Origin of the sequence: uncultured Halorubrum sp. (assembly GCF_937146585.1) — an archaeon.
Lineage (GTDB): Archaea > Halobacteriota > Halobacteria > Halobacteriales > Haloferacaceae > Halorubrum > Halorubrum miltondacostae.
This window is the reverse complement of record NZ_CAKZRO010000030.1, coordinates 1-23,193: the sequence shown is the minus strand read 5'-3', so window position 1 is coordinate 23,193 and position 23,193 is coordinate 1. Positions and strand designations below refer to the sequence as shown.

General features: G+C 71.1%; 23 protein-coding genes and 1 pseudogene. 11 read left to right on the top strand and 13 right to left on the bottom strand.

What is annotated here, in order from left to right:
* Positions 1–30 precede the first annotated feature (30 nt).
* On the bottom strand, positions 31–1,296 hold the full coding sequence (locus Q0116_RS02895; protein ID WP_297885350.1) for an FAD-binding oxidoreductase: 1,266 nt from the start codon (positions 1,294–1,296) through the stop codon (positions 31–33).
* 44 nt (positions 1,297–1,340) lie between these two features.
* Here Q0116_RS02895 and Q0116_RS02890 point away from each other — a divergent pair, with 44 nt between their 5' ends.
* Both Q0116_RS02890 and Q0116_RS02885 read left to right on the top strand, forming a co-directional pair.
* Entirely contained in the window at positions 1,341–1,463 is a 123-nt protein-coding gene (locus Q0116_RS02890; RefSeq protein WP_297885348.1) for a hypothetical protein, read from the top strand.
* Positions 1,464–1,639: 176 nt separating this feature from the next.
* Positions 1,640–2,671, top strand: coding sequence for a glutathione S-transferase family protein (locus Q0116_RS02885; protein ID WP_297885347.1), 1,032 nt, complete (start codon positions 1,640–1,642; stop codon positions 2,669–2,671).
* An 82-nt stretch (positions 2,672–2,753) separates the two neighbouring features.
* Here the strand turns inward: Q0116_RS02885 and Q0116_RS02880 are convergent, their stop codons facing one another.
* Genes Q0116_RS02880 through Q0116_RS02870 form a run of 3 tightly spaced genes read right to left on the bottom strand, consistent with a single transcriptional unit; the run spans position 2,754 to position 6,131 of the window.
* On the bottom strand, positions 2,754–3,836 hold the full coding sequence (locus Q0116_RS02880) for a sugar ABC transporter permease (RefSeq protein WP_297885345.1): 1,083 nt from the start codon (positions 3,834–3,836) through the stop codon (positions 2,754–2,756).
* Complete coding sequence (locus tag Q0116_RS02875; protein ID WP_297885343.1) at positions 3,833–4,828, bottom strand: carbohydrate ABC transporter permease; 996 nt, start codon at positions 4,826–4,828, stop codon at positions 3,833–3,835. The genes Q0116_RS02880 and Q0116_RS02875 overlap by 4 nt, the downstream gene beginning before the upstream one ends.
* A 16-nt stretch (positions 4,829–4,844) precedes the next feature.
* Entirely contained in the window at positions 4,845–6,131 is a 1,287-nt protein-coding gene (locus tag Q0116_RS02870; protein ID WP_297885341.1) for an extracellular solute-binding protein, read from the bottom strand.
* Positions 6,132–6,349: 218 nt separating this feature from the next.
* On the opposite strand from Q0116_RS02870, the gene Q0116_RS02865 reads away from it, so the two are divergent.
* From Q0116_RS02865 to Q0116_RS02840, 6 genes are all read left to right on the top strand, one after another.
* Positions 6,350–7,483 carry an ABC transporter ATP-binding protein gene (locus Q0116_RS02865; RefSeq protein ID WP_297885339.1) on the top strand — a complete coding sequence of 378 codons (1,134 nt, stop codon included), beginning with the start codon at positions 6,350–6,352 and terminating at the stop codon, positions 7,481–7,483.
* 254 nt (positions 7,484–7,737) lie between these two features.
* Positions 7,738–10,068, top strand: a complete 2,331-nt coding sequence (gene mutL / locus Q0116_RS02860) for a DNA mismatch repair endonuclease MutL (protein WP_297885337.1) — start codon at positions 7,738–7,740, stop codon at positions 10,066–10,068.
* A 121-nt stretch (positions 10,069–10,189) separates the two neighbouring features.
* Positions 10,190–11,737, top strand: coding sequence for a methyl-accepting chemotaxis protein (locus Q0116_RS02855; RefSeq protein ID WP_297885335.1), 1,548 nt, complete (start codon positions 10,190–10,192; stop codon positions 11,735–11,737).
* On the top strand, positions 11,734–12,477 hold the full coding sequence (locus Q0116_RS02850; RefSeq protein WP_297885333.1) for a bacteriorhodopsin: 744 nt from the start codon (positions 11,734–11,736) through the stop codon (positions 12,475–12,477). The genes Q0116_RS02855 and Q0116_RS02850 overlap by 4 nt, the downstream gene beginning before the upstream one ends.
* Before the next feature lie 120 nt (positions 12,478–12,597).
* Positions 12,598–13,758, top strand: a complete 1,161-nt coding sequence (locus Q0116_RS02845) for a thiolase family protein (RefSeq protein ID WP_297885332.1) — start codon at positions 12,598–12,600, stop codon at positions 13,756–13,758.
* Entirely contained in the window at positions 13,755–14,228 is a 474-nt protein-coding gene (locus tag Q0116_RS02840) for a Zn-ribbon domain-containing OB-fold protein (RefSeq protein WP_297885330.1), read from the top strand. The genes Q0116_RS02845 and Q0116_RS02840 overlap by 4 nt, the downstream gene beginning before the upstream one ends.
* A gap of 32 nt (positions 14,229–14,260) precedes the next feature.
* Here Q0116_RS02840 and Q0116_RS02835 read toward each other — a convergent pair whose 3' ends face one another.
* The 4 genes from Q0116_RS02835 to Q0116_RS02820 form a co-directional block, all read right to left on the bottom strand.
* The gene (locus Q0116_RS02835) at positions 14,261–14,839 is read right to left on the bottom strand and encodes a putative phosphothreonine lyase domain-containg protein (protein WP_297885328.1); all 579 of its coding nucleotides are present in this window, start codon (positions 14,837–14,839) and stop codon (positions 14,261–14,263) included.
* Between the two features lie 78 nt (positions 14,840–14,917).
* Positions 14,918–15,691 carry a metallophosphoesterase gene (locus tag Q0116_RS02830; RefSeq protein ID WP_297885326.1) on the bottom strand — a complete coding sequence of 258 codons (774 nt, stop codon included), beginning with the start codon at positions 15,689–15,691 and terminating at the stop codon, positions 14,918–14,920.
* On the bottom strand, positions 15,691–17,421 hold the full coding sequence (locus Q0116_RS02825; protein WP_297885324.1) for a hypothetical protein: 1,731 nt from the start codon (positions 17,419–17,421) through the stop codon (positions 15,691–15,693). The genes Q0116_RS02830 and Q0116_RS02825 overlap by 1 nt, the downstream gene beginning before the upstream one ends.
* Positions 17,418–18,692: a Single-stranded DNA binding protein gene (locus Q0116_RS02820; RefSeq protein WP_297885323.1), complete on the bottom strand. Its 1,275-nt coding sequence runs from the start codon at positions 18,690–18,692 to the stop codon at positions 17,418–17,420. Before Q0116_RS02820 ends, Q0116_RS02825 begins: the two co-directional genes overlap by 4 nt.
* 218 nt (positions 18,693–18,910) lie before the next feature.
* On the opposite strand from Q0116_RS02820, the gene Q0116_RS02815 reads away from it, so the two are divergent.
* On the top strand, positions 18,911–19,234 hold the full coding sequence (locus tag Q0116_RS02815; RefSeq protein ID WP_297885322.1) for a hypothetical protein: 324 nt from the start codon (positions 18,911–18,913) through the stop codon (positions 19,232–19,234).
* Positions 19,235–19,267: 33 nt separating this feature from the next.
* Here the strand turns inward: Q0116_RS02815 and Q0116_RS02810 are convergent, their stop codons facing one another.
* Together Q0116_RS02810 and Q0116_RS02805 are read right to left on the bottom strand one after the other, a co-directional pair.
* Complete coding sequence (locus Q0116_RS02810) at positions 19,268–20,296, bottom strand: glycosyltransferase family 4 protein (protein WP_297885370.1); 1,029 nt, start codon at positions 20,294–20,296, stop codon at positions 19,268–19,270.
* A gap of 126 nt (positions 20,297–20,422) precedes the next feature.
* Positions 20,423–20,701 carry a DNA-directed RNA polymerase subunit L gene (locus Q0116_RS02805; RefSeq protein WP_004596453.1) on the bottom strand — a complete coding sequence of 93 codons (279 nt, stop codon included), beginning with the start codon at positions 20,699–20,701 and terminating at the stop codon, positions 20,423–20,425.
* 113 nt (positions 20,702–20,814) lie between these two features.
* On the opposite strand from Q0116_RS02805, the gene Q0116_RS02800 reads away from it, so the two are divergent.
* Positions 20,815–21,375, top strand: a complete 561-nt coding sequence (locus Q0116_RS02800) for a GNAT family N-acetyltransferase (protein ID WP_297885307.1) — start codon at positions 20,815–20,817, stop codon at positions 21,373–21,375.
* Positions 21,372–21,878: a GNAT family N-acetyltransferase gene (locus Q0116_RS02795; RefSeq protein WP_297885306.1), complete on the top strand. Its 507-nt coding sequence runs from the start codon at positions 21,372–21,374 to the stop codon at positions 21,876–21,878. Before Q0116_RS02800 ends, Q0116_RS02795 begins: the two co-directional genes overlap by 4 nt.
* A gap of 63 nt (positions 21,879–21,941) precedes the next feature.
* Here Q0116_RS02795 and Q0116_RS02790 read toward each other — a convergent pair whose 3' ends face one another.
* The 3 genes and pseudogenes from Q0116_RS02790 to Q0116_RS02780 all read right to left on the bottom strand — a co-directional run.
* Positions 21,942–22,583, bottom strand: coding sequence for a 30S ribosomal protein S3ae (locus tag Q0116_RS02790; protein WP_006114322.1), 642 nt, complete (start codon positions 22,581–22,583; stop codon positions 21,942–21,944).
* Positions 22,580–22,960: a KEOPS complex subunit Pcc1 gene (locus tag Q0116_RS02785; RefSeq protein ID WP_297885302.1), complete on the bottom strand. Its 381-nt coding sequence runs from the start codon at positions 22,958–22,960 to the stop codon at positions 22,580–22,582. The genes Q0116_RS02790 and Q0116_RS02785 overlap by 4 nt, the downstream gene beginning before the upstream one ends.
* Position 22,961: 1 nt before the next feature.
* Positions 22,962–23,193: pseudogene (locus Q0116_RS02780) on the bottom strand (exonuclease RecJ); the annotation flags it as partial.

Sequence of the window (23,193 nt, the reverse complement as noted above, 5' to 3'; positions counted from 1 at the left end):
CGGCCCCGCCCGGCCGACTCCGCCTTCTCTTCACTCTTCCTCGGTCCGGCTCGACAGCGACATCCCCTCGGCGATCTCGAACGACTCGGTCCCGTCGAACCGTCCGGGGTCGAACGCGCCGATCCACGGCGATTCCGGACCGTCGAACGCGACGCCCGCGAGCGACGCGAGCACGCCCTCGGCGACCACTTCGCCGACGGCCGGCGCGCGCATGAACCCGTGGCCCTGCCAGCCCGCGGCGACGAAGAGCGTCGGGGCCTCGTCCTCTGCGTCGACCGGCCCGACGAGCGGGTCGCCGTCGGGCGTCGCGGTACAGAGCCCGGCCCACGCCCGCGCGTCGGGGAGGCCCGACTCGAGTCCCCCGGCGTCGTCGGGGCGGCCGACGCGAGCGAGGCGCCCGTTAACGACGCCGGCGACGTCCTCGCGGAACCAGTCGTCCGCCTCCCGGCGGTAGTCGTCCGGGTCCGCCGGGACCGGCTCGGTGCCGTCGCCCGCGAGCAGCCCCTCCGGGTGCGGGCGGAGGTACGCCTCCGCGGTGGCGTCGTAGACCATCGGCCCCGCGTAGTCGCTCCGGGCCACGAGCGCCTGAACCCGGTAGGGGACGACGGGGACGGAGACGCCCGCGTCCGCGAGCAGCGATCGCGTGTGCGCCCCGGCGGCGACGACGACCGCGTCGAAGGCGGGCGTTTCGGTCCCCGGACTCTCGTCGACTCCAACGTCGCGGACCCGGAGTGCTCGTCCCGCGTCGGTCCGCGGCCCGAGCGCGACGGCGGTCTCCGTCTCGATCGCGACCCCCTCGCCGGCGGCGCGCTCGGCGAGCGCGCGGACGTAGCTCGGCGGGTCGGTCCACCCGGCCCCCTCGGCCACGGCGGCGACGTCGAGGTCGTCGGTGCGGAGCGACGGGAACCGCTCGCCGAGCGCGGCGGGGTCGACGAGCGCGACGTCGCGGCCGTGGTCGCGCATGCGCTCGACCATCGCCGGGACGGCGTCGGCGTCGGGGTCGCCCTCGCGCACCGCGATCACGTACGGGCACGGCGAGAACGAGAAGCCGGGCAGCGACCGGTCGAACGCGCGGAACCGTTCGATCGAGCGGGCGCCGACCGCGGCGTCGACGTCCTCGGCGTAGGCGTCGTAGAGGAGCCCCGCCGCGCGGCCGGAGCTCGCGGCCGCCAACTCGCCGCGCTCGTAGAGGGTCACGTCGGCGCCCCGCACCGCGAGGTCGTGGGCGGTCGTGACGCCGACCGCGCCGCCGCCGACGACCGCGACCGTCGCCGCCGCCGCGTCTGCGTCGGTCATGCGTCGTGACACGCGAGCGACGAGGAAAAGCCACCGGGACGGCGATGCCACCCATCGACTGCGGTGGCGCGTGCCTGCGAGCGGCCGCCCTCGGCGGCCGCGAGGAGCACGCGCGAGGGAGCGGTGAGCGCTCGGAGAGCGCGAACCGCGAGGCTGGGGAGGCGTGAGGCTGCGGTCGCGGTGGCTGGGGCTTTGGGAGTGTTCGCCATCGATCTGTTCCCCACCAACCCGTCGTCACTCGGTCGTGAACGAGCGGATCACCACTCACACACTCACGCTTCGTTCGACGGGTGACACGCGTGTCCCCGGCCACGTTATAGGGGTCGAAGCACAACTACTGTCCATGAATCAGCTCGTGAACGGCGAGTGGCGAACGGACACCTACGAGACGACCGACGAGGAGGGCGCGTTCCAACGCGGCGAGACGACGTTCCGGAGCTGGGTCGCCGGCAGCGACGTGCCGGACCACGTCGACGCGGAGCCGGACGAGCGCTTCCAGCCGGAGGCCGGCCGCTATCACCTGTACGTCTCGTACGCGTGCCCGTGGGCGCACCGCACCCTGCTCGCGCGGTCGCTCCTGGGCCTCGAAGATGCGATCGGCGTCTCGGTCGTCGACCCGTACCGCGGCGAGGGCGGCTGGCAGTTCACCCCGGAGAAGGACGGGTGTACGCGCGACCACCTCCACGACAGCGACTACCTGCGCGAGCTGTACGTCGCGGCCGACCCCGACGCCACCTGCCGCGTCACCGTTCCCGTGCTGTACGACACCGAGGAGGAGACCATCGTCAACAACGAGTCGCGGGAGATCCTCCGGATGCTCTCGACCGCGTTCGCGGACCTCGGCAACGGCGTCTCGCTGCTCCCCGACGCGGACGACGAAGCGACCGTCGCCGAGGTCGACGAGGTCATCACGGACATCTACGAGCCGATCAACAACGGCGTCTACCGCGCGGGCTTCGCCACCTCCCAGAGCGCCTACGACGACGCGATGGACGACCTCTTCGACGCGCTAGACCGGTACGACGAGCACCTCGCCGACCGGCGCTACCTCGTCGGCGACTCCCTGACGGAGGCGGACATCTGTATGTTCACCACCCTGGTCCGCTTCGACCAGGTGTACCACACGCACTTCATGTGTAACCGGAAGTTCGTCCACCAGTACGACAACCTCTGGCCGTACCTGCGCGACGTCTACCAGACCGACGGCGTCGCCGAGACGGTGAACATGGCCCACATCAAGGAGCACTACTACACCACGCACCCCGACGTGACCCCCACGGGGATCATCGCGCGCGGCCCGGATCTCGACTTCGAGGCCGAGCACGACCGCGACCGGCTCACCGGAACGCCGCCGACGCCGACCGCGGACGACTGATCGCGAGCGGGCTCGGGAGCGCGTACCGAGCGACGAAAGGGAGCGGAACGAGAGAAGGGAGAGAGGCGAGTCGGAAGGCGCCTCAGCCTTCCATCCCGCCGAACGAGAGGCCGTCCTCGACGGAGCGCTGGGCCGCGAAGTAGACGATCGCGACCGGCAGCGCGAACAGGTTCGCGAACGCCGCGAAGCGGGTCCACGGCGTCGAGAACCGGCCCTCGGTCGCGATGTTGTACAGCTCCACCGAGAGCGGGTAGTTCTCCGGGCGCAGCAGCGTCTGCGCGATGATGAACTCGTTCCACCCGGCCAGCCAGACGAAGATGAGCACGACGGCGAGCCCCGGCTTCGTCAGCGGGATGATCACCTCCCGGATCGTCTCCAGGAAGCTCGCGCCGTCGACCATCGCCGCCTCCTCGTAGGAGACGGGGATGTTGTCCATGTACGTCTTCAGCAGCCAGGTGTTGAACGGGATCGCGGACGCGGCGTAGAACAGTCCGAGGACGAACAGGTTGTTCGTGAGCCCGTAGGAACTGAACAGCGAGTACAGCGCCACGAGCGTCGCGATCGACAGCCCGGCACCGATCTGCGTGAAGAGGACGTAGCCGTAGAGGATGCGCTTGCGCCCCACGAACTGCCGGCGCGAGAACGCGTACGCCGCCGGGACGATCATGCCGAACCCGGCCGCGAGCGTCACGCTGACGATGTAGAGGCTATTGAACACCGCGCCCGGACCGGTCTCGGTGCCGGCCCACCGGAAGCTGACCAGGCCGCCGCTCCCCCCGAGGACGAGCTGGGGGTACCCCCAGTCGCCGTCGACGAAGAAGAAGTCGGACTCGAAGATCACCCACCGGTACGCGTCGAGGTTGTACGTCGACGGGTCCGGGAAGATGCCGCTCGTGTTGAACAGCCGGGTCCCCTCCGCGAGCGACGCGGTCGTGATCCAGAACAGCGGGAACAGCAACACGAGCACCATCGCGAGCCCGAACGCCGTCATCAGGACGCTCTTCGTCACGTCCCACGAGCTTCGCTTCCCGGTGCGGACGTCGTAGACCGCCCGCCGGATCAGCACGGAGAGTCGCTTCGGCGCGGTCGCAAACGCGGTCAGCTTCGACCGGACGAGCGCCGCGACCGAGGCGACCAGCGCGGCGGCGGAGTCGAGGGGGGTCATTCGTCACCCACCCCCTCGGCGAGGCCGCCGTAGCGCACGGCGACGTACATGAACAGCCCGACGAACGAGATGCCGACGATCAGGATCGCCGCCGACAGGCCGAACTGGTTGAACGTGATCGCCTCGCGGTAGCCGTAGACGATGATCAGCTCGTTCTGTCTCGACGGCCCCCCTTGGTTGAACACCCACGGGATCAGGAACTGCTGGAAGGACGTGGCCGCCGTGAGGATCGACGCGAACAGCACCGGCCCCTTGATCGCCGGCAGCGTCACGGTGCGGAACCGCTGGAGCGCCCCCGCGCCGTCGACCATCGCGGCCTCGTGGAGCGACCGGGGGACATCTTGGAGCGCGCTCACGATGATGATCACCATGAACGGGTACGCCAGCCACACCTCCGTGGTGACGTAGGCGAAGAACGCTTCCCACCGACCGCTGAGGAACCCGATCGGTACGTCGAAGAGCAAGGCCTGCGGCGCGGACAGCGACGCCATGATGTCGTTGTACCGGCCGAGGATCGTGTTGAACACGCCGAAGCGCGCGTCGCTGAACATGCCGCGCCAGACGGTGATCGTGAAGATGCCGGGGAACCCCAGCGGGACGATCACCGCCGCGCGCATGTAGCGCTTCCCGGCGACGCGCACGTGGTTGAGCAGGAGCGCGATCCCGACCGCGAGGATCACCTTCAGCACGAGCGAGACGGCGACGAACAGCCACGTCGTCGTCATCGACGTCCAGAACTGCGAGTCGCCGATCAGCTGGACGTAGTTCGCCAGCCCGATCAGCTCGGCGCCGCCCCCGATCACCGACCCGGCGAACGTCGCGTCGGTGAGCGAGATGTAGAAGAGGTAGAAGATGGGGTACAGCATGAAACTCGAAAAGAGCAGCACGCCGGGCGCGACGAGGAGCAGCCCCCAGTCGCGACTGGTGAACGGCAGCGCCGACCGGAGGCGCGCCAGTCCGCTCACGCCGGTTCCGGGTTGCGAAGAGGCCATCGCTCCGAGAAGGGGCCTACAGCGCCTCCCGGATCTCGGAGGCTGCCTGGTCGAGCGCGGCGTCGCTGTCCTGCTCGTCGTTGAACACGCGCTCGAGCGCGTCGGTCACGGGCGTCCAGACGCTGTCCATGTCCGGGTGCGTCGGGATCGGGACCCCGTAGTTGACCTGCTCGGCGAAGGCCTTGACCTCGCTAGAGAGGTCGTCGTTCTCGACCACGTCGGCGAGCACGGGGATGTACCCCTGCTCCTCGGCGTTGGTCTGGACGACGTCCTGGTTGGTGGTGTACCACTCGGCGAGTCCGGTCGCGGCGTCGACCGTGGACTGGTCCGCGTCCGCCAGCATCGAACTGAAGTAGAACAGCTGGATGCCAGAGTACGAGCGCGGGTGGTTCCCGTCGACGGTCGGCAGCGTCGTGACGCCGAGGTTCTCGATCTCCTCGTTGAGGTTGCCGAGCTCCCACGGACCGTTGATCGCGAACGGGGCGAGCCCGTCGGCGAACGCGACGATCTGCGACTCGTAGCCGGGGTCGGCGGGGACGTAGTCGGACAGCGTCTCGAGGGCGTCCATCCCCCGCTTACACGCGTCGCTGTCGACGCCGACTTCGAGGTTCCCCTCGTCGAAGATGTTCCCGCCGTACGCCTGGATGAAGCCGCTGGTGAAGTAGGGGTCGGTCACGGGGTAGGAGAGTCCGTACTCCCCGTTCTCGGGGTCGTGGTACTCCTCCATGATCGAGACCATCTCCTCCATCGTCTCCGGCGGCTCGTCGACCATGTCCTCGTTGTAGAACAGCGCGACGGTCTCGGAGGCGAACGGGAGCCCGTACAGCGAGCCGTTGAACTGTGCGGCCTCGCGGGCCGCCTGCGTGTAGCTGTCGAGCGAGACGTCGACGTCGTCGCTCGCGTCGTAGAGGAACGGCGGGTCCTCGCGGACGGCGAACCGGCCGACCCAGTCGTGCGCCCAGATCCACGAGTCGGGGCCGTCGCCGGCCGGGATCGCGGTCTCGAGCTGCTGGTCGAGGTCCCCGCCGGGGGCCTCCTTGTTGATGGTGTTGCCCGTGTCGGACTCGTACTGATCGATGTAGCCGGTCAGCGCCTCGTCCTCGGCGTCGGAGAGGTCCACCCACAGCCGCGCGGACCCGGTGGACCCGCCGTCGCCGCCGTCGGAGCCGTCCGACCCGTCGCCGCCGTCGGAGCCGTCCGACCCGTCGCCGCCGTCGCCGCCGGTGCTGATACAGCCCGCGAGGCCCGCGAGCGCAGTCGTTCCCCCCATCGCCTTGAGCAGCGTTCTACGTTTCTCGTTCATGTGGCTAGAACAAATGATGAATTATATTTTCATACATTTAGTACTTGGGGTACGTTCCGATCGATCGGGATTGATCCGGGTCGACCCGGAACGACTCGCCGCCCATCGAGCCCGTCGTCCCGGCCGAACTGAACCGCCGATATTTGAGAAGAGATTGTTCACCATATATCAGGAAAACAGCAAAGAACTCATATGCCACCGGACCCGTCTTCAGGGAAATGGCACGCGTCACGCTCGACACGCTCCGGAAGGAGTTCGACCGAGGAACCGTCGTCGCCGTCGATGACCTAGACCTAGAGATCGACGACGGGGAGTTCGTGACCGTTGTCGGGCCCTCCGGGTGCGGGAAGACGACGACGCTCCGGATGGTCGCCGGGCTCGAGGAGCCGACGTCGGGCACCGTCCACTTCGACGACGAGGACGTCACCGACATCCACGCGAAGGAGCGCCCGGTCGCGATGGTGTTCCAGAACTACGCGCTGTACCCGCACAAGACGGTCCGGCAGAACATGGCGTTCGGGCTCAAGATGAGCACGGAGATGACCAAGGAGGAGCGCCACGAACGCGTCCGCGAGATGGCGGAGATGATGGGCATCGAGGACCTCCTCGACGACAAGCCCGACGAGCTCTCCGGCGGCCAGAAGCAGCGCGTCGCCCTCGGTCGCGCCATCGCGCGCGAGCCCGAGGTGTTCCTCTTCGACGAGCCGCTCTCGAACCTCGACGCGAAGCTCCGGACGGAAATGCGCGCGGAAATCCAGAAGCTCCAGAAGGAGTTCGGCGTCACCGCGATGTACGTCACCCACGACCAGGAGGAGGCGATGACGATGGGCGACCGCCTCGCGATCCTCAACGACGGCGAGCTCCAGCAGGTCGGGAAGCCGACCGAGGTGTACCAGAACCCGGTGAACGAGTTCGTCGCCGGCTTCATCGGCTCGCCGTCGATGAACTTCCTCGACGTCGACGTGGAGACCGACGGGACGACGGCGACGATCCGCGACGGGTCGTCGGGGCTCGCGCTCGCGCTCAGCCGCGACTACGTGACGGGCCACGACGTCGAGAGCGGCCCGTACACGCTCGGCATCCGCCCCGAGAACATCGGGATCGTCGAGGAGCCGACCGGCGACGAGACGCTCACCGCGACGGTCGAGGTCGTCGAGCCGATCGGCTCCGACAACTACGTCCACCTCAGCGTGAACGACGACTTCCTCGCGCGCTCGCCGGCGGACGTCAGGCCCGAGGCCGGCGACGAGGTCGGCGTCGTCTTCGACGAGGCGGACCTCCACCTGTTCGACGCCGAGACCGGCGAGGACGTGTTCCTCACCGACGAGGAGATCGCGGCGGCGATCGCGTGAGGAAATCTCGGTTCCCCGGGCCGACCCGTCGGTTGTGAACCGATCGTTCGTACTTCCTCCGCGTGCCGTGATCGGTAGCCGGTAGCGTCCGGGAGCCGCCCCTTCGAGTCCCGCCCGCACAGCCACGCGCCTCACACCTCCTCAGTCTCGTCGCGGTCGATTGATGAATGGCACCGGCGTGCGGTCGCCCGCTCTCTCGCATCGCCACCGTCGACAACGGCTTCAAGTGCGCGCTCGTCAGACGGAGCGTACGAATGGAGCCGCCAGACATCGAGCGGTTGGACGAGCGGACCGTCCAGCGGATCGCGGCGGGCGAGGTCGTCGAGCGGCCGGCGAGCGTCGTGAAGGAGCTGGTCGAGAACAGCCTCGACGCGGGCGCGAGCCGCGTCGCCGTCTCGGTCGAGGCGGGCGGGACGGAGGGGATCCGCGTCCGCGACGACGGCGTCGGCATCCCCGACGACCAGTTGGAGGCGGCCGTCGCGGAACACGCCACCTCGAAGATCGGCGACATCGAGGACCTCGACCGGGGCGTCGCCACGCTCGGCTTCCGCGGCGAGGCGCTGTACACCGTCGGCGCCGTCTCGCGGCTCACCGTCCGGTCGCGGCCCCCGGACGCCGAGGCGGGCGCGGAGATCACCGTCGCGGGCGGCGACGTGGGCGAGGTCCGACCGGCGGGCTGTCCCGCGGGGACGACCGTCGAGGTCGACGACCTCTTCTACAACACGCCCGCACGGGAGAAGTTCCTCAAGCGGACGGCGACCGAGTTCGACCACGTGAACACCGTGGTGACGGGCTACGCGCTGGCGAACCCCGACGTGGCCGTCTCGCTGGAGCACGACGGCCGCGAGACGTTCGCGACCGAGGGGAACGGCGACCTCCGCTCCGCCGTCCTCGCCGTCTACGGCCGCGAGGTCGCCGAGTCGATGATCGACGTGGCGTGGACTCCGGACGGAGCCGACGCGAGAGGCGACGCGGACGACGCACCCGTCCGGCGGGTGACCGGCCTCATCTCGCATCCCGAGACGACGCGCTCCACCCGCGAGTACCTCTCGACGTACGTCAACGGGCGGTACGTCACCGCGAGCGCGCTCCGCGAGGCGACGCTGGCGGCGTACGGCGGCCAGCTGGCCCCCGACCGCTATCCCTTCGCGGTCCTCTTCGTCGAGGTGCCGGCCGGCGACGTGGACGTGAACGTCCACCCCCGGAAGCTGGAGGTCCGCTTCGACGAGGAGCCCGCGGTCAGGGGCGCGGTCGAATCGGCCGTCGAGGAGGCCCTGCTCGATCACGGGCTGATCCGGTCGACGGCGCCCCGCGGGCGGTCCGCACCCGACGAGACGGTCGTCGAGCCCGAGACGCCGGACACCGAGGCGGTCGGCGGGGCGGACACCGACCACGAGCGCGCCGCGCGCGAGGGACGCGAGCCCGCACCGTCGGCGGACCCCGAGTCGACCGCCGACGAGGGGGGCGGAGTCGAGGCGGTCGGGGGCGACGACGACCCGTCGGTGCCGACCGAGGCGGACCCGGTCGACGACGACGCGTGGGCCGTCGAGGGCGTGGGCAGCGGGGAGGAAGCTGAACGCGATCCGACTGACGGACCGGCGGCGCACGAGCGAGACGCCGACGCGGGCGACGACGGGCGGCCCTCCCCGCGAAGCCGGCAGGAGGAGTCCGCGGCGGCGGACGCGGCCCCGGTGGCCGAGACCGGCGACGCCGAAGCCAAGACCGACGACGGGACCGAGACGCTTGCCGACGCGGTCGACCGCGACTCGCGCGCGTCGACAGATAGAGACGCGTCGAGCGAGAGCGACGCCACGGTCGGCGGCGGAACGGACACCGGCGGCGACGAAGCGGGCGGAGGCGGCGAACGAGGGCCGCGGTCGACCGCGACGCGGGCGGACTCCTCGGCGCGGTCTCCGACGCGGCAGCGGACCCTCGACGGCGAGTCGACCGAGAGCGAGCGCGAGTTCGACTCGCTGCCGTCGCTGCGGGTGCTCGGACAGCTCCACGAGACGTACGTCGTCGCCGAGGGGCCGGACGGGCTCGCGCTGATCGACCAGCACGCGGCCGACGAGCGGGTGAACTACGAGCGGCTGAAGGCGGTCTTCGCGGACGGGGCGGACGCGCAGGCGCTCGCGGAGCCGGTCCGGATCGAGCTGACCGCGCGCGAGGCGGCGCTGTTCGAGGAGTTCGTCGACGACCTCGCCGAGATCGGGTTCCGGGCCGAGCGCGCGGGCGACCGCGCGGTCGCGGTGACGGCGGTGCCGGCCGTCTTCGACGCCGCGCTCGACCCCGACCTCCTGCGGGACGTGCTGTCGGCGCTGGTCGACGACGCCGCCGCCGGCGACGAGCCGGTCGCGGACGTCGTCGACGAGCTGCTCGCCGACCTCGCCTGCTACCCCTCTGTCACGGGGAACACCTCGCTGACCGAGGGGCGGGTCGCCGACCTCCTCGAACGGCTCGACGACTGCGAGAACCCCTACGCCTGTCCGCACGGGCGACCGGTTATCATCCGACTGGACCGCGAGGAGATCGGATCGCGGTTCGAACGCGACTATCCGGGCCACGGCGGACGGCGAGCGGAGTAACGGTTCCGGCGGGGGTCTTTCCGCTCCGTTCGGTCGAGTGAGCTCGCGGCCCGCACCTGAATATTACTCCTGATAACAAGGGGCCGCAGTTTAACACGGTGGTTCCTTTGGTAGCGTACACATGACGTTCGCAGCGGTGAAAGACAGCTACGGGGCGAAACTGGGCGTCGGATACGTCGCGACGGGGGCGTTCATCGTCGCCGTCGGGCTGGTCACCGACGACGCGAACGCGACGATCGTCGCGGCCGTCGCGGGACTGCTGACGTTGGGGTCGATCAACGCCGCCGAGACGATCGCCAGCGTCACCGAGATCGGGGCACAGACGCGGCGCGTCGCGAACGGCGACATCGACCAGGAGGTCCGCTCCACCCGGACGGACGAGTTCGGCGAGCTGGCGGGGTCGATCGAGCAGATGCGCGTGTCGCTGAAGGACCGACTAGCCGAGATGGAACGGACGCAAGACGAGCTGGAGGACGCGCGGACGGAGGCGACGGAGATGGCGGACCGGTACCGACGGACCGCCGAACGGTACGCCGAAGTGATGGAGGAGGCGGCGACCGGCGACCTGACGCGTCGCGTCGACGTCGACGAGACCGACGAGAGCCTCGCGACCGTCGGCGAGTCGTTCAACCGGATGATGGACGACCTCCAGGGGACGGTCGAGACGGTCAGGGAGATGGCCGACCGGATCGAGGCCGACGCGGGCGAGATGGCGGAGATGAGCAACGAGGTCGAGCAGCGCGTCGCCAGCGCGACGGGGAGCGCGACGTCGATCCGCGGACAGGCGAGCGACCAGCGCGCCGAGCTGGAGTCGATCGCGTCCGACATCGAGACCGTCAGCGCGTCGGCCGAGGAGATCGCGGCGACCGTCGACGACCTGTCGGAGCGGAGCGAGACGGTCGCGGCGACGAGCGACGACGCCCGCAGCTCCTCGCAGAGCGCGCTCGACGAGATGGCGGAGGTCGAGGCGGAGGCGGAGCAGGCCGTCGACCGCGTCGAGCAGCTCCAAGACGGGATGGAGGAGATCACCGAGATCGTCGACATCATCGGCGAGATCGCCGAGCAGACCAACATGCTCGCGCTGAACGCCTCGATCGAGGCGGCCCGCGCGGACGGCTCCGGTGACGGGTTCAGCGTGGTCGCGGAGGAGGTGAAGGGGCTCGCGGAGGAGACCCAGTCGCGCGCGAACGAGATAGCCGAGATGATAGACGACATCGCCGACCAGACCGAGGAGGTGACGGTGTCGATCCGGTCGACGCAGGAACGCGTCCAGACCGGGACCGACACGGTCGAGTCGACGCTGAGCGACATCGAGGCGATCGCGGACTCGGTCGACGAGATCAGCGGGTCGCTCGCGGAGATCCGCCGGACGACGTCCGACCAGGCGGACACCGTACAGGACACGGCGAGCTCCGTCGACGGCATCACGGACCTCAGCACGGAGACGGCCGAGACGGCGGAGCAGGTGGCGGCGGAGATAGAGGAGGGACAGTCGGTTGTCGAGGCGGTCTCGGACTCGCTGCGGGAGTTCCAGACCGACGCCGTGACGACCCTCCAGGACCGCGTCGCGGCGTTCACCGTCGAGGAGGGTGAGTCCGCGCCCGACGCCCCGGCCGCGGGGAGCGGAACCCCGCACTCGCGGGCGACGACCGACGGGGGTGCGCGATGACGGACCCGGTCAGCGGCGCGTACTGGCTGGCGGCGGTCGCCTTCCTCGTCGGCGTCGGGATCACCGCAGTGCTGTACACGAAACTGGAGGGGTCGCGGGAGCGGACCCGGCTGGCCGCGCTGGCCGTCATCCCCGGCTTCGCCGGGCTCTGTTACGTCGGGATGGCGCTCGGGATCGGGACGGTCACGATCAACGGCAGCGAACTGGTCGGGCTCCGCTACGTGGACTGGATCGTCACCACGCCGCTGCTGGTCGGGTTCATCGGCTACGCCGCCGGCGCGTCGCGTCGCGCCATCGCCGGCGTGATGATCGCCGACGCGCTGATGATCGCGTTCGGAGCGGCCGCGGTCGCGACTGGCGGGACGCTCAAGTGGGCGCTGTTCGGCGTCTCCTCGCTGTTCCACCTCTCGCTGTTCGCGTACCTGTACGTCATCTTCCCGCGCGGACTTCCGGACGACCCGATGCAGCGCGGGCTGTTCAGCCTGCTGAAGAACCACGTCGGCCTGCTGTGGCTCGCGTACCCGTTCGTCTGGCTGATGGGCCCGGCGGGGATCGCCTTCACCGGTGCGGTGGGCACGGCGCTGACGTACGCCTTCCTCGACGTGCTGGCGAAGGTCCCGTACGTCTACTTCTTTTACGCCCGGCGGCAGGCGTTCATCGACGTGACGGCGTCGCGGGAGGCGGCCAAGGACGACGCGTCCGACGCGCTCCGCGACGACGCGCCGACCGCGGCCGACTGAGCGGAGCGGACCGCTTTCGCCCCGATCGCTGAGCGACGGACCCCCGGTGAGGGCGGGAGAGTTTCGAACGCCCGACCGCAGAGAGGTACGTTTTAGGCGACCGCGACGGACCTCACTCGCATGGAACGCGTAGCGATCGTCGGCGCGTCGATGACCCGGTTCGGGCAGCGCGACGCCTGGGTGCGGGAGCTCTTGGCGGAGGCGGGCGCGGCCGCGCTCGACGACGCCGGCGTCGACGGCGACGACCTCGACCACCTGTACGTCTCGAACATGGCCAGCGGCGAGTTCGAGGGCCAGACCGGCGTTCCGAACGCCCTCGCTCACGACCTGGCGGCCCAGCCGGCCTACACCGCGCGGATCGACCAGACCTCCTCGTCGGGCGGGGCGGGCGTGTACGCGGCGTGGCAGTCGATCGCATCCGGCGCGAGCGACCTCACGATGCTGGTCGGCGGCGAGAAGATGACCCACCGGACCACGTCGGAGGCGACCGACGTGATCGCGTCGCTCACCCACCCGGTCGAGTACAAACACGGCGTGACGCTCCCCTCGTTCGCGGGGCTCACCGCGCGCCTGTACCTCGACGAGTACGACGCGCCCCGCGAGAGCCTCGGGAAGGTTGCCGTGAAGAATCACGAGAACGGCGTGGACAACCCCCACGCGCAGTTCCGGAAGGAGGTCGACCTCGACACCGTCCTCGGCTCGCCGATCGTCGCCGACCCCCTCCGACTGTACGACTTCTGTCCGATCACGGACGGCTCCGCGGCGCTCGTGTTCTGCCCGGAGTCCGTCGCCGAGGAGTACGCGCCCGACGGCAGCTACGCCGTGATATCGGGCATCGGCGGTGCGACCGACACCCACGTCGTCCACGAGCGCGCGGACCCGACGACGATGGGCGGCGTCGTCGACTCCTCTGACATCGCCTACGAGATGGCCGGGATCGGCCCGGACGACGTCGACGTGGCCGAGCTCCACGACATGTTCACGATCCTGGAGTTCCTCCAGAGCGAGGACCTCGGCTTCTTCGAGAAGGGCGAGGGGTGGAAGGCTGTCGAGGAGGGCGTCACCGACCGCGACGGCGACCTCCCGATAAACACCTCCGGCGGACTCAAATCGAAGGGGCACCCGCTCGGGGCCAGCGGCGTCGCGCAGGTGTACGAGATAGTCAAGCAGGTCACGGGCGACGCCGGGCCGCGGCAGGTCGAGGCCGACACGGGGCTCGCCTGTAACGTCGGCGGGTTCGGGAACTGCGTGACCACCACCATCCTGGAGGGAAGCCAATGAGCGACCACGAGACGACCGACACCGACGCGGACGGGCGGGGGGACGGCGCCGAACCGACCTTCGAGGCGGCGGAGTACGCGGACGGCACCGTCACGCATCCGCCCCACACCGTGGGCCCGAACGGCGCGGAGCGCGTCGGGACGGTCGACCTCAGCGAGCGCGAGGGGCGGGTCGTCACGTGGACGACCTCGACCGCGACGCCGCCGGGCGTCCGCGAGCCGAACACCCTCGCTATCGTCGAGTTCGAGATGGGCGACGGCTACGACGGGCCGCCGGTCCGCGCGCTCGGCCAGATCGCCGAGCGCGGCGAAGCGGGGGAGACCGAGGACGACGACGGCGAGCAGTTCGACGTCGAGATCGGCGACCGCGTCGAGCCGGTGTACGCGGACGAACTCCGCGAGCCCGGCGCCGGCATCCGCGAGCCCGCCAGTCAGGACTGGGACGGATTCCGGTTCCGGCCGGTCGAGTAGTCCGCCTGCCGTCCCGGTTTCGTTTCGCCCGGTCAGACCCGGAACCGCGACGCGCCGGAGTCGGTGAGTCCGCCGAGCCGATCCTCGTGGACCCCGTCGAGCGTGTACACGTCGGGGCGGTAGCGGATCGGCTCGGTCACGTCGTGAACGTCACGCAGCCGACGCCGGACGCGGTCGACGTCCTCGCGGTCGAAGTAGTTCGGCGTGAACACGAGCACCGCGTGGTCGGTCTCGCCGAACGCCTCGCGGCCGGCGGCGGTCGTGACCTTCGCGTCCCAGAGCCGCTCGGCCGCGACGTCCTCCACGACCGCCTCCCAGAGGTCGTCCACCGTCTCCGGCGGGCGCTCGACGAGCCACTTCCCGCTCAGGTAGTTCGTCTCCAGCGCGAGCCGGTCTACGTCGCGGACGGTCTCGGGGTCGGCCGCGAGCGACGACGCCGCCTCCGCACCGACCGGCGGGAGGTCGGCCTCGGTCGTCGCCGCCGGCCGCGTCACGCCGTGTTCCGGGAAGTAGCCGTCGCGGGCCTGCCGCGGGAACCCGGTCGCGTGTTTGACCCGGAGCCAGTTCCACCCGGGGTCGTCGATCGCGGTCGGCGAGCGCTCGGTGACCATGTGGCCGGTTCCGGGTCGGCGGGCAAAACTGTCCCGCCGGCCTGAGGGCGGCGGAGCGCTGTCCGCGGTGGTCGGCGGTCAGACCCGCCGGTAGTCGCCGAGTCGCGTCCCGTCGAGCAGGTAGGCGTCCGCGTCGGGCAGCGCCGCGGGGAGGTACGGCGCGAGGAACGACTGGCCGTCGACGTTCGCCCACGTCCCCCCGGACCGCTCGTTGAACGCCGGGAAGACGACCAACTCGGGCGGCTCACCCGACAGATCGGGAGTCTCGCCCGACTCGGTGAACGCCGCGGGGTCGAGTTCGCCTCGGAGCCACGCGCGCTCGACGCGCGAGCCGCCCACCGCGTCCTCCAGTCGGACCTGCGGGTGTTCGTGACCGGTACAGATCACGTCGGCCTCGACGAGCGCGGGGTCGGGCCAGGTGTGGCCGTGACAGACCGCGACGGCGGACGCCGAACCGTCGCCCAGCGTCGCGCCCGCCGGCCCGATCACGTCGAGGTCGTCCGCGAACGCCTCCGCGACGCCCGCGTCGTGGTTCCCCTCGACGAGCGTCATCGGAACTCGGTCGGTCACGGCCCGGATCAGCGTTTCCAGCTCCGCGCGCTCGTCGCCGTCGGGCGCGGCGATCCGGTGCGCGAGGTCGCCGAGGACGACGAGCCGGTCGGCGTCGGTCTCCACGAGAAGCCCGCAGAGGCGCTCGCGGCGGGCGTCGGCGCGGGAGTCGAGTTCGACGCCGCGCTCGTATCGGAGCCCGACCTCGATGCCGGCGTGGACGTCGGCGACGAGCAGCGCGCGCTCCCCGCCGAGGTCGGCCACGGCCGCGGGCTCGCCGACGACCGGCTCGACCCGCGCCATCAGATCGGCTTGAGCAGCCCGTCGCCGGGCTCGTAACACTGCCCGCTCATCAGCGCGTCCTGGATGGCGTCCTCGACCGCGCCGGGCTCGACCCCGTGGTCGCCCGCGACGCGCTCGACGACCGCCTCGCGCGGCGCGCCGTCGCCGTCGTCGAGGTCGTCCATCGCCGCGACCGCCGCGGCCTCGAGGTCGACGTCCTCGGCGTCGTCGTCGGACGCCGCGTCCGCGTCGACCCCAGCGTCGCCGCCCGCCGAGTCGTCGGCTTGGGTCGCGGACTCGACCGTCTCGTCCTCGTCGGTCCCGACGTCGGAGGCGGGCGCGTCGACCGCGCCCGCGGGGTCGTCGACCGGCTCCTCGACGATCTCCTCCGGCTCGGGCACGTCGATGTCGGCCTCGCCCGGCTCGTCGACCTCGGTGCCGGTCGCGAAGTCGGTGCCGAACTCCGACTCGATCTCCTCGCGCTCCTCGTCGTCGAGCTGGTACATGTCGTCCGGGTCGGCGTCCGGATCGGGGGCGGCGCTCGCGCCCTCGTCGCCGCCGGCGTCGAGGTCCTCGACGTCGTCATCGCCGCCCGCATCGAAGTCACCGATGTCGTCTCCGTCGTCACCGGCGTCGAAGTCGCCGAGGCCGCCGTCGTCGGCCGCGGCACCTTCGTCGGTCGCGACGCTATCGTCGGTCGCGGTACTCTCGTCCGTCGGCTCGGTGGCGTCGCCCACATCGCCGAGCGATCCGGAGTCGGCGGTCGCGGTCGCCTCCGGTTCGGCCGTCTCGCCTTCCGGGGATTCCGCGGACCCGGCGCTCTCCGTCTCGGCCGCGTCGTCGAGCAGCGACTCGGCCTCGGCGGTCGATCCGGCGGCGGTCGACGAGTCGGTGTCCGCGGTCGACGGGGTAGCCTCGGCGGTCGGTTCGACCTCGCTCTCACCGGCGGCGGATTCCGGGTCGGAGCCGACGTCCGCAGCCGCGGTCGCGTCGCCCTCGGGCGTCGCCGCCGGCTCAGCGATCGTCACGTCGGTGTCGGGGAGCGGGCCGATCGCGGTCTCGTCGCCCTCGTCGGGCGCGAGGTCGAGCGACCGGACCTCGTCGCGGTCGCCCGCGATCAGCTCCAGCGCGTCGACCGCGAGCCGGCGGACCGCCTCGACGTAGGCCGCGGTCGTGCCGTAGTGGTCGAGCGCCTTCGGGATCCCGGCGGCGAGCGGGGCGGGCGCGCCGCCCGTCTCCAGCGCCGCGCGGAGGTCGTCGCCGCGCAGGTCCGAGTCGAGGGCCCGCGCGAACACCGCGAGGCGGTCGAGCGTCGCCTCCGCGGCGGAGACGACCCAGCGGTCGCGGGTGTCGGCGTCTACCTCGTTGAGGCTCTCCGGGCGGACGGAGGTGAACACGCGGTCGGAGTCCTCTGGCTCGAAGGTGCGCGCCTTCCCGGTGAGCGCGACGAACGCCGGCGGGTCGGCGCGTTCGAGGAAGGTCTGGGCCTCCGGCTGGTACTGGCCTGCGTAGGTGACGAACGCGCCGGAGGGGTCGACGACGCGGCCGCGCCGCGTCTCGTCGTTCACGCGCTCGACCTCGGTGAGCACGCCCGCGGTGAACAGGCGGTTCACGCGCGCGCCGGTCGGCGTGACGACGTAGTTCGGGGCGCGCTCCTCGTCGCTCTCGGAGTACGACAGCGAGGCGTCGTCGAACTCGGCGGCGAACACGCGGTAGGCGACCTCCCGCGTGCCCGGCCCGTCGTCGCTCATTCGCCCACCTCCGCGAGCGCGGCGCGGGCGTGTGCGGTCGGGTCGTCGGCGGCGAGCTCGAACTCGACCGCGTCGAGGGTCGCGCCGTAGTCGTCGACCGAGAGGTTCCCGCGGACGCGGTAGGCGCGCCCGACGAGCGAGTCGGCGATGTCGTCGGCGACGACCGACTTGTCCATCGCGTCCTTCGCCGCCGCGAGCGCGTCGTCGAGGCCACCGCCGTACACCTCGGCGGTGAGCTCGTCGTCGAGGACGACGGTGACCGTGTCGGTGCCGTCGTCGAGGATCGCCTTCACGCGCAGGTCGTCCTCGCCGTCCACGTCCCCGTGGCTCCGACACTGGCCGTTCTGGACGACGCGGCCGCACTCCGGACAGCGCTCGATGAGCCCGGAGCCGTCGCGGACCTCCAGCACGTTGCCGACGACCTCGACGTCGAACATCCCGCCGGAGCCGACCGCGTCGGCGACCGACAGCCGCGGGGCGTCCTCGGCGACCTCGACGGGGTCGGGGAGCGGCGTCACCGCCGAGAACTCGGTGAGGTTGATCGAGGGGACGCCGCGGAACTCGCGGACGTACACGTCCTCGATCCGGAGGTCCGCGCCGACCTCGATCTCGGAGCGCGGCTGCCAGTCGGTGAAGGGGAGCTTCGCCGTCTCGTCGCCAACGACGCCCTCCAGGATCTCCGTCTCGCCGTCGCGCCCGGAGATGGTCTTCTCGTCGACCTCCAGCACGCGGACCTCCACGTTGCGCCCGCGGTCACCCGCCGCGATGTCGACGAGGCTGCGGTCGCCGCCCACCTCGCGGTCGACGTCCACCTCCTCGTCGGCGATGGCGACCGTCGTCGAGTCGTTGAGGTTCAGCTCCGGCTCCCCCTCCCACTCGCGGACGCCGGCGTTGCCGATCGTCAGCGAGTCGCCCGGCTCGAAGCCGAAGTCCTGCCACGCGGTGTAGGAGGTGACGCCGGTCTCGTCGGCGATCTCCCCCTCCCGGATCGTGAGGTCGTCGCCCTGGTACCGGATCGTGCGCGTCCCCTGGGTCAGCACGCGGACGGTGACCGTCACGCCGTCGTGGTCGGTGGTGATCTCGTCCACGTCGACGGCGTCCGGCGTCGGGGTCGACCCGCCACCGCCGCCGCCGTGTTTCCGACGGACGCTCTGTTTCGCCTCGTCGACGGGGACGCTGTACTCAAGTAGATTCTGTAGGTCGGCTTTGACCTCCTCTTTGTCGACGCCGAGGTCGGAGGCGAGCTCCTCGGCATGGCTGTTGACGTCCATCGGTGCGAGATTCGGCGCGGCCGCACAAAAGGATTCACCACCGGCCGGTGGGCCCGAGCCCGAGACGCTGAGACTCCGCCGGGCCCGAGTCCGAGACGTCTCGACTCCGACGAGCCCATGCCCGAGACGCCGCGACTCCGACGAGTCCATGCCCGAGACGCCGCGACCCCCGGCGCGCCGCCGGTAGGGCTAAACCGCTCCCCGCCGCAGGCCCCTACATGGACGACACCGACATCGACGTCGACGCGCGGATCGCCGAGGACCGCACGGTCATCGACGTGACCGGGACGAGGGACGTCGCCGTCGTCGTGCGGTCCGATGGCGGCGAGCGGATCTACCTCCCGCCGGAGGGGTTCGACGACCCGGTCGGGGGGTCGCCGTACACCTCGCCGTACCAGGGTGCGGGCGCGGGCGGCGAGGAGAGCCCGTACGGCGGCGCGACCGGCAGCACGCGCGGCGTGATGGAGACCGCGGACGGGTTCCGGGTCACGCACCCGGAGCCGGTGAGCGAGTTCGACGTGTTCCGGGGCGACGGGGACTGAAGGAAGGCCTCGGGGAGGAGGGGTCCGGACGGGTTACGCGACGTCTTCGTACACGGCGAGCGTGTCCTCGGCCACGTCCAGCCACTCGCGGCGCTCGTACTCCGGCGGCTCCTCGCGGTCGAGCGCCTCGATGAGCCCGTCGACGATCGACTCCGAGTCCGTCTCGACCTCGACGAGACAGCCGTCGGGGAGCACCTCGGCGACGCCCGACGGGGTCGCGACGACCTGCGTGCCCGCCTCCAGCGCCTCCGTGATCGTGATCCCGAACGGCTCGGCGTAGGAGGGGGAGACGAACGCGTCCGAGGCGGCGTAGTAGTCGCCGAGCTCCGCCTCGGGGACGTAGCCGACGAACTCGACGCGGTCGTCGATGCCGAGCAGCTCGGCGAACCGCTTCAGCTGCTCGGTCTGGTGGCCCGACCCGCCGACGACGAGGGTCACGTCGCGGCCGCGCAGCTTCTTGGTCGCGTACAGGAGGTGCGAGATCCCCTTCTGGTCGGTGTGACGGCCGACGAAGAACAGCATCTCGCCGTCGATGCCGAGGTCCTCGCGGACGTCCCTCCCGGAGAACTTCGGCGTGGAGAACCCGTTGTACACGACCCGCGAGTCCGCGTCGTACAGCTCTCGGATGTCCTCGCGGACGAGCTCGCTGACCGCGATGTTGGTGTCCGCGGCGTTCGCGAGCCGGCGCTCGGTCTCGACCTCGCGGCTCGGCGGGTCGATGTTGCGGTCGCTCGCCAGCGAGTGGAACGAGGAGACCCACGTCGCGTCGGACTCCCGAGCGGCGGCGCGGCCGGGCCCGTACCCGAACCAGTCGTGCGTGTGGATCACGTCGTGGGCGGGGGCGAGCTCGGCGAAGCGGTCGGAGAGCTCCCCGACGCGGGCCGCGACGTCTCCCCCGCCGGTCTCGACGGGTTCGAGCCCCGGCTCGTCGTCGGGCGCGAACTCCGCCGGCAACACGAGCGTGGCGTCGACGCCGAGTTCGTCGCGGAGCCCGGTGAACAGTTCCCCTACGTGGACGTCGAGCCCGCCGGTGATGTTCGGCGGGAACCCCCACCCCAGCATGAGTACGCTCGGCGGCATACACCCCCGTTTCGGGAGTCGCTACTTAGGTATGCCCCTCGTGAGGCGCGGGGGGCGGCGGCGGGCGCTCGGGCGGCGCGACCGCTCGGAGAGAGAAGGAGACCGGGGTCAGGCCGCGCGGACCGCGTCGCGCAGCGCGTCCGTGCGCTCCGTGATCGAGCCGGCGGCGTCCGCGAGCACGTCGAGCGGGTCGCCCTCCTCGGCCTTGACGGTGAGGACGGGCTCGGTCTGGCCCCCGGACTGCTCGGGGTTCATGTCGTAGGTCGCGGCCGCGACGTCGTCCGACTCCAGCAGGGCGCCCTTCAGCACGTTCATGAACGTGTGGTCCTCGCCCGCGATCTCGATGTGGAGTTCCGTGTCGGTCTTCTCGATGACCCGCAGTTCCATACCCGTGAGGTCGGGCGAGCGGCGTTTCAAGGTTTCGTCTCCCGGTTCTCGCCGGATGCGGACGGATCGCACGCGGCCGGAAAACACTTCCATCGCCGACCGGGATCCCGGGTATGTCCGCCGATCGACCCGCGATCCGACGGCTCCCGTCCGACGACGACGCCCTCCGCCGGTACGCGGCCGACCTGTGGCTCCCGTACAACCGCGACCTCGCCGACGCCGTGGCGGCCCACGACCTCGCGGACTGGCCCGAGGAGCGCTTCGTCGAGCGACACGTGGAGTTCGCGCGGAATCGGCTGGACGAGGCGGGGAGTCGCGGCTGGGTCGCCGCGACCGTCGCCGACGGCGCCGCGGTCGACCCCGCGACCGCCGACGTGACCGACCCCGACCTCGACCTCGTCGGACTGCTGATGACGAGCGTCGACGAGTGTCCCGACCCGTTCGACCGCCCGGACCGGCTGGTGATCGGCGAGATATACGTCGCGGCGCCGTACCGCGGCGCCGGCCTCGCCGACCGGTTCGTCGAGCGCGCGGTCGCCGACGCCCGCGACCACGACTGCGAACAGCTCCGGCTCGACGTCGACGTCGACAACGAGCGGGCCCTGGCGTTCTACGAGCGGATCGGGTTCGAGGACTACCGCAAGCAAATGACGATGGCCGTCGACCCGGGATGACGCCGACGGTCAGGCGGCTCCGCGAGGAGGACGTGCGACCGCTGGTCGAGGACCTGTGGCTGCCGTTCGCCCGGGAGATGGAACCGATCGCCGACCGGAACGCGCTCGCGGACGACGTCGACCTCGTCGCGGCGGGCGTCGAGCACCGTCGGGACCGGCTTGACGACGACGAGGCGGTGACGTGGGTCGCCGTCGACGACGGCGGAACTGACGGCGACGGCCGCCTCGTCGGCTACGTCGCCGCGAGCGTCGCGTCGTCCGCGCCCGTGTTCGCCGCTGGCGACCGGCTCCACGTCGGCGAACTGTACGTCCGCGAGCCGCACCGCGGCGAGGGCGTCGCCGGCGACCTGTTCGACCGGGTCGACGCGGCGGCCGCGGCCCGCGGCTGCGAGCGCGTGACGCTCGACGTGGACGTCGGCAACGAGCGCGCCGTGGCGTTCTACGAGAAGCGAGGGTTGTCGATCGCGCGCCACCGGATGGTCGACCGCGTCGACGAGGCATGAGCCTCGGCGCGGCCGCTACGCGGTAGATAGACGAAAAACGGGTCGCGTCGGTGGGGGGAGTCGCTACTCGTCGACCGCGACTTCGTCGGCGTCGACGTCGACGGACGCCTCCTCCTCGGCGGCGACCTCGCGCGGACGCGCTTCGAGGGTCAGCTTCTGGACCTCGACGCGGCGCAGCGGGTAGATCTCCTTGGCGTCGCCGTAGATGGCCGACGAGAGGTTCCCGTCGACGATCGCGTCGACGAACGCCTCGAAAGTGCGCTCTTCGGCGGCCGCGTGGACCTTGTCGATCATGACGCGGCGGATCGCCTTCTCTTGGGACCGGTCGGCCTTCTTCGTGGTCAGGGCGACGGGCTGGACGCGGATGCGGTAGTCGTCCGTGGTCAGCACCGTGATCGACGCCTCGACCTTCGAGGCGCCGCGACGGACGAGCGAGCGCAGGTAGTCGCGCGTCAGCTCGTACTTGATGAACTCGGTGTACGCCGAGTCGCTGCCGACGTCGGTGATCTTGAACGTCAGCTTCGTGTTGTTCGCGTTGGAGTCGCCCGTCAGCTCGTCGAGGGTCGTCGTGATCGTGCGGCCGACGACCTGCTGGGGCTCCTCGGCGAGGGTCTCGCCGAGCTCCTGCCGGTCGAACTGTTCGGGCGCCAGCACGGAGTACCAGCGCTTCTGTTCTCTGCTCTTGGATACGGATCGTTCGCTCATGTGTCGGTGTGTGTGTCGGTGTCGGTCGTCTGCGGTTCGTCCGTGGAGTCGGAGTGCGGTTCGTTGGCGGCGTCGGAGTGCGGTTCGTTCGCGGCGTCAGAGTGCGGGTCGTCGGGGGCAGCGTGTGCCCGTGCGCGCTCGACGACGCGGTCGGCGACGCGGAGGTTCACGAGGTGGTCGTCCAGGGTCGACTGGAGCCCGCCGGTCGTCGGTCGCGCGACGGTACAGGCGACGACGTCGCCGTCGACGCGCGTGCGCATCGAGTCGGTTTCGTCCGGGCCGAGCGCGGCCGCGACCGTCGCGGCGGCGGCGTGTTCGGTGCGGACCGTCGCGGTCCGGTCGGCGTCGTCGGCCGTTCCGGGGGCGTCGTCGCCCATCTCAGATCGCCTCCCGGAGCGCGGCGAGCGCTGCCGTGGTGTCGGTGTCGCCGGGTGCGTCGGTCTCGACGGCGATCCCGCCGCGGGCGGGGGTCCCCCAGCCGTCGCCGCCGACCTCGCCGGCGGCGGTCCGGCAGGCGTCGCCGAGCCCGACCGGTTCGGTGGCGACGGCCGCGAGCCGGCCCGCGCCCTCGTCGAGCGCGACCGCGACGGGCTCCGGCGACCGGAAGTCC

Excerpts from the sequence above, each read along its gene's own strand:
- Q0116_RS02785 (WP_297885302.1), bottom strand. The coding sequence starts at position 22,960 with ATGGGCGACGACGCCCCCGGAACGGCCGACGACGCCGACCGGACCGCG.
- mutL (WP_297885337.1), top strand. The coding sequence starts at position 7,738 with ATGGAGCCGCCAGACATCGAGCGGTTGGACGAGCGGACCGTCCAGCGG.
- Q0116_RS02820 (WP_297885323.1), bottom strand. The coding sequence starts at position 18,692 with ATGGACGTCAACAGCCATGCCGAGGAGCTCGCCTCCGACCTCGGCGTC.
- Q0116_RS02815 (WP_297885322.1), top strand. The coding sequence starts at position 18,911 with ATGGACGACACCGACATCGACGTCGACGCGCGGATCGCCGAGGACCGC.
- Q0116_RS02845 (WP_297885332.1), top strand. The coding sequence starts at position 12,598 with ATGGAACGCGTAGCGATCGTCGGCGCGTCGATGACCCGGTTCGGGCAG.
- Q0116_RS02855 (WP_297885335.1), top strand. The coding sequence starts at position 10,190 with ATGACGTTCGCAGCGGTGAAAGACAGCTACGGGGCGAAACTGGGCGTC.
- Q0116_RS02870 (WP_297885341.1), bottom strand. The coding sequence starts at position 6,131 with ATGAACGAGAAACGTAGAACGCTGCTCAAGGCGATGGGGGGAACGACT.
- Q0116_RS02795 (WP_297885306.1), top strand. The coding sequence starts at position 21,372 with ATGACGCCGACGGTCAGGCGGCTCCGCGAGGAGGACGTGCGACCGCTG.
- Q0116_RS02885 (WP_297885347.1), top strand. The coding sequence starts at position 1,640 with ATGAATCAGCTCGTGAACGGCGAGTGGCGAACGGACACCTACGAGACG.
- Q0116_RS02825 (WP_297885324.1), bottom strand. The coding sequence starts at position 17,421 with ATGAGCGACGACGGGCCGGGCACGCGGGAGGTCGCCTACCGCGTGTTC.
- Q0116_RS02875 (WP_297885343.1), bottom strand. The coding sequence starts at position 4,828 with ATGGCCTCTTCGCAACCCGGAACCGGCGTGAGCGGACTGGCGCGCCTC.
- Q0116_RS02800 (WP_297885307.1), top strand. The coding sequence starts at position 20,815 with ATGTCCGCCGATCGACCCGCGATCCGACGGCTCCCGTCCGACGACGAC.
- Q0116_RS02890 (WP_297885348.1), top strand. The coding sequence starts at position 1,341 with ATGCCACCCATCGACTGCGGTGGCGCGTGCCTGCGAGCGGCCGCCCTC.
- Q0116_RS02805 (WP_004596453.1), bottom strand. The coding sequence starts at position 20,701 with ATGGAACTGCGGGTCATCGAGAAGACCGACACGGAACTCCACATCGAG.
- Q0116_RS02790 (WP_006114322.1), bottom strand. The coding sequence starts at position 22,583 with ATGAGCGAACGATCCGTATCCAAGAGCAGAGAACAGAAGCGCTGGTAC.
- Q0116_RS02830 (WP_297885326.1), bottom strand. The coding sequence starts at position 15,691 with ATGGCGCGGGTCGAGCCGGTCGTCGGCGAGCCCGCGGCCGTGGCCGAC.
- Q0116_RS02810 (WP_297885370.1), bottom strand. The coding sequence starts at position 20,296 with ATGCTGGGGTGGGGGTTCCCGCCGAACATCACCGGCGGGCTCGACGTC.
- Q0116_RS02880 (WP_297885345.1), bottom strand. The coding sequence starts at position 3,836 with ATGACCCCCCTCGACTCCGCCGCCGCGCTGGTCGCCTCGGTCGCGGCG.
- Q0116_RS02895 (WP_297885350.1), bottom strand. The coding sequence starts at position 1,296 with ATGACCGACGCAGACGCGGCGGCGGCGACGGTCGCGGTCGTCGGCGGC.
- Q0116_RS02840 (WP_297885330.1), top strand. The coding sequence starts at position 13,755 with ATGAGCGACCACGAGACGACCGACACCGACGCGGACGGGCGGGGGGAC.
- Q0116_RS02835 (WP_297885328.1), bottom strand. The coding sequence starts at position 14,839 with ATGGTCACCGAGCGCTCGCCGACCGCGATCGACGACCCCGGGTGGAAC.
- Q0116_RS02865 (WP_297885339.1), top strand. The coding sequence starts at position 6,350 with ATGGCACGCGTCACGCTCGACACGCTCCGGAAGGAGTTCGACCGAGGA.
- Q0116_RS02850 (WP_297885333.1), top strand. The coding sequence starts at position 11,734 with ATGACGGACCCGGTCAGCGGCGCGTACTGGCTGGCGGCGGTCGCCTTC.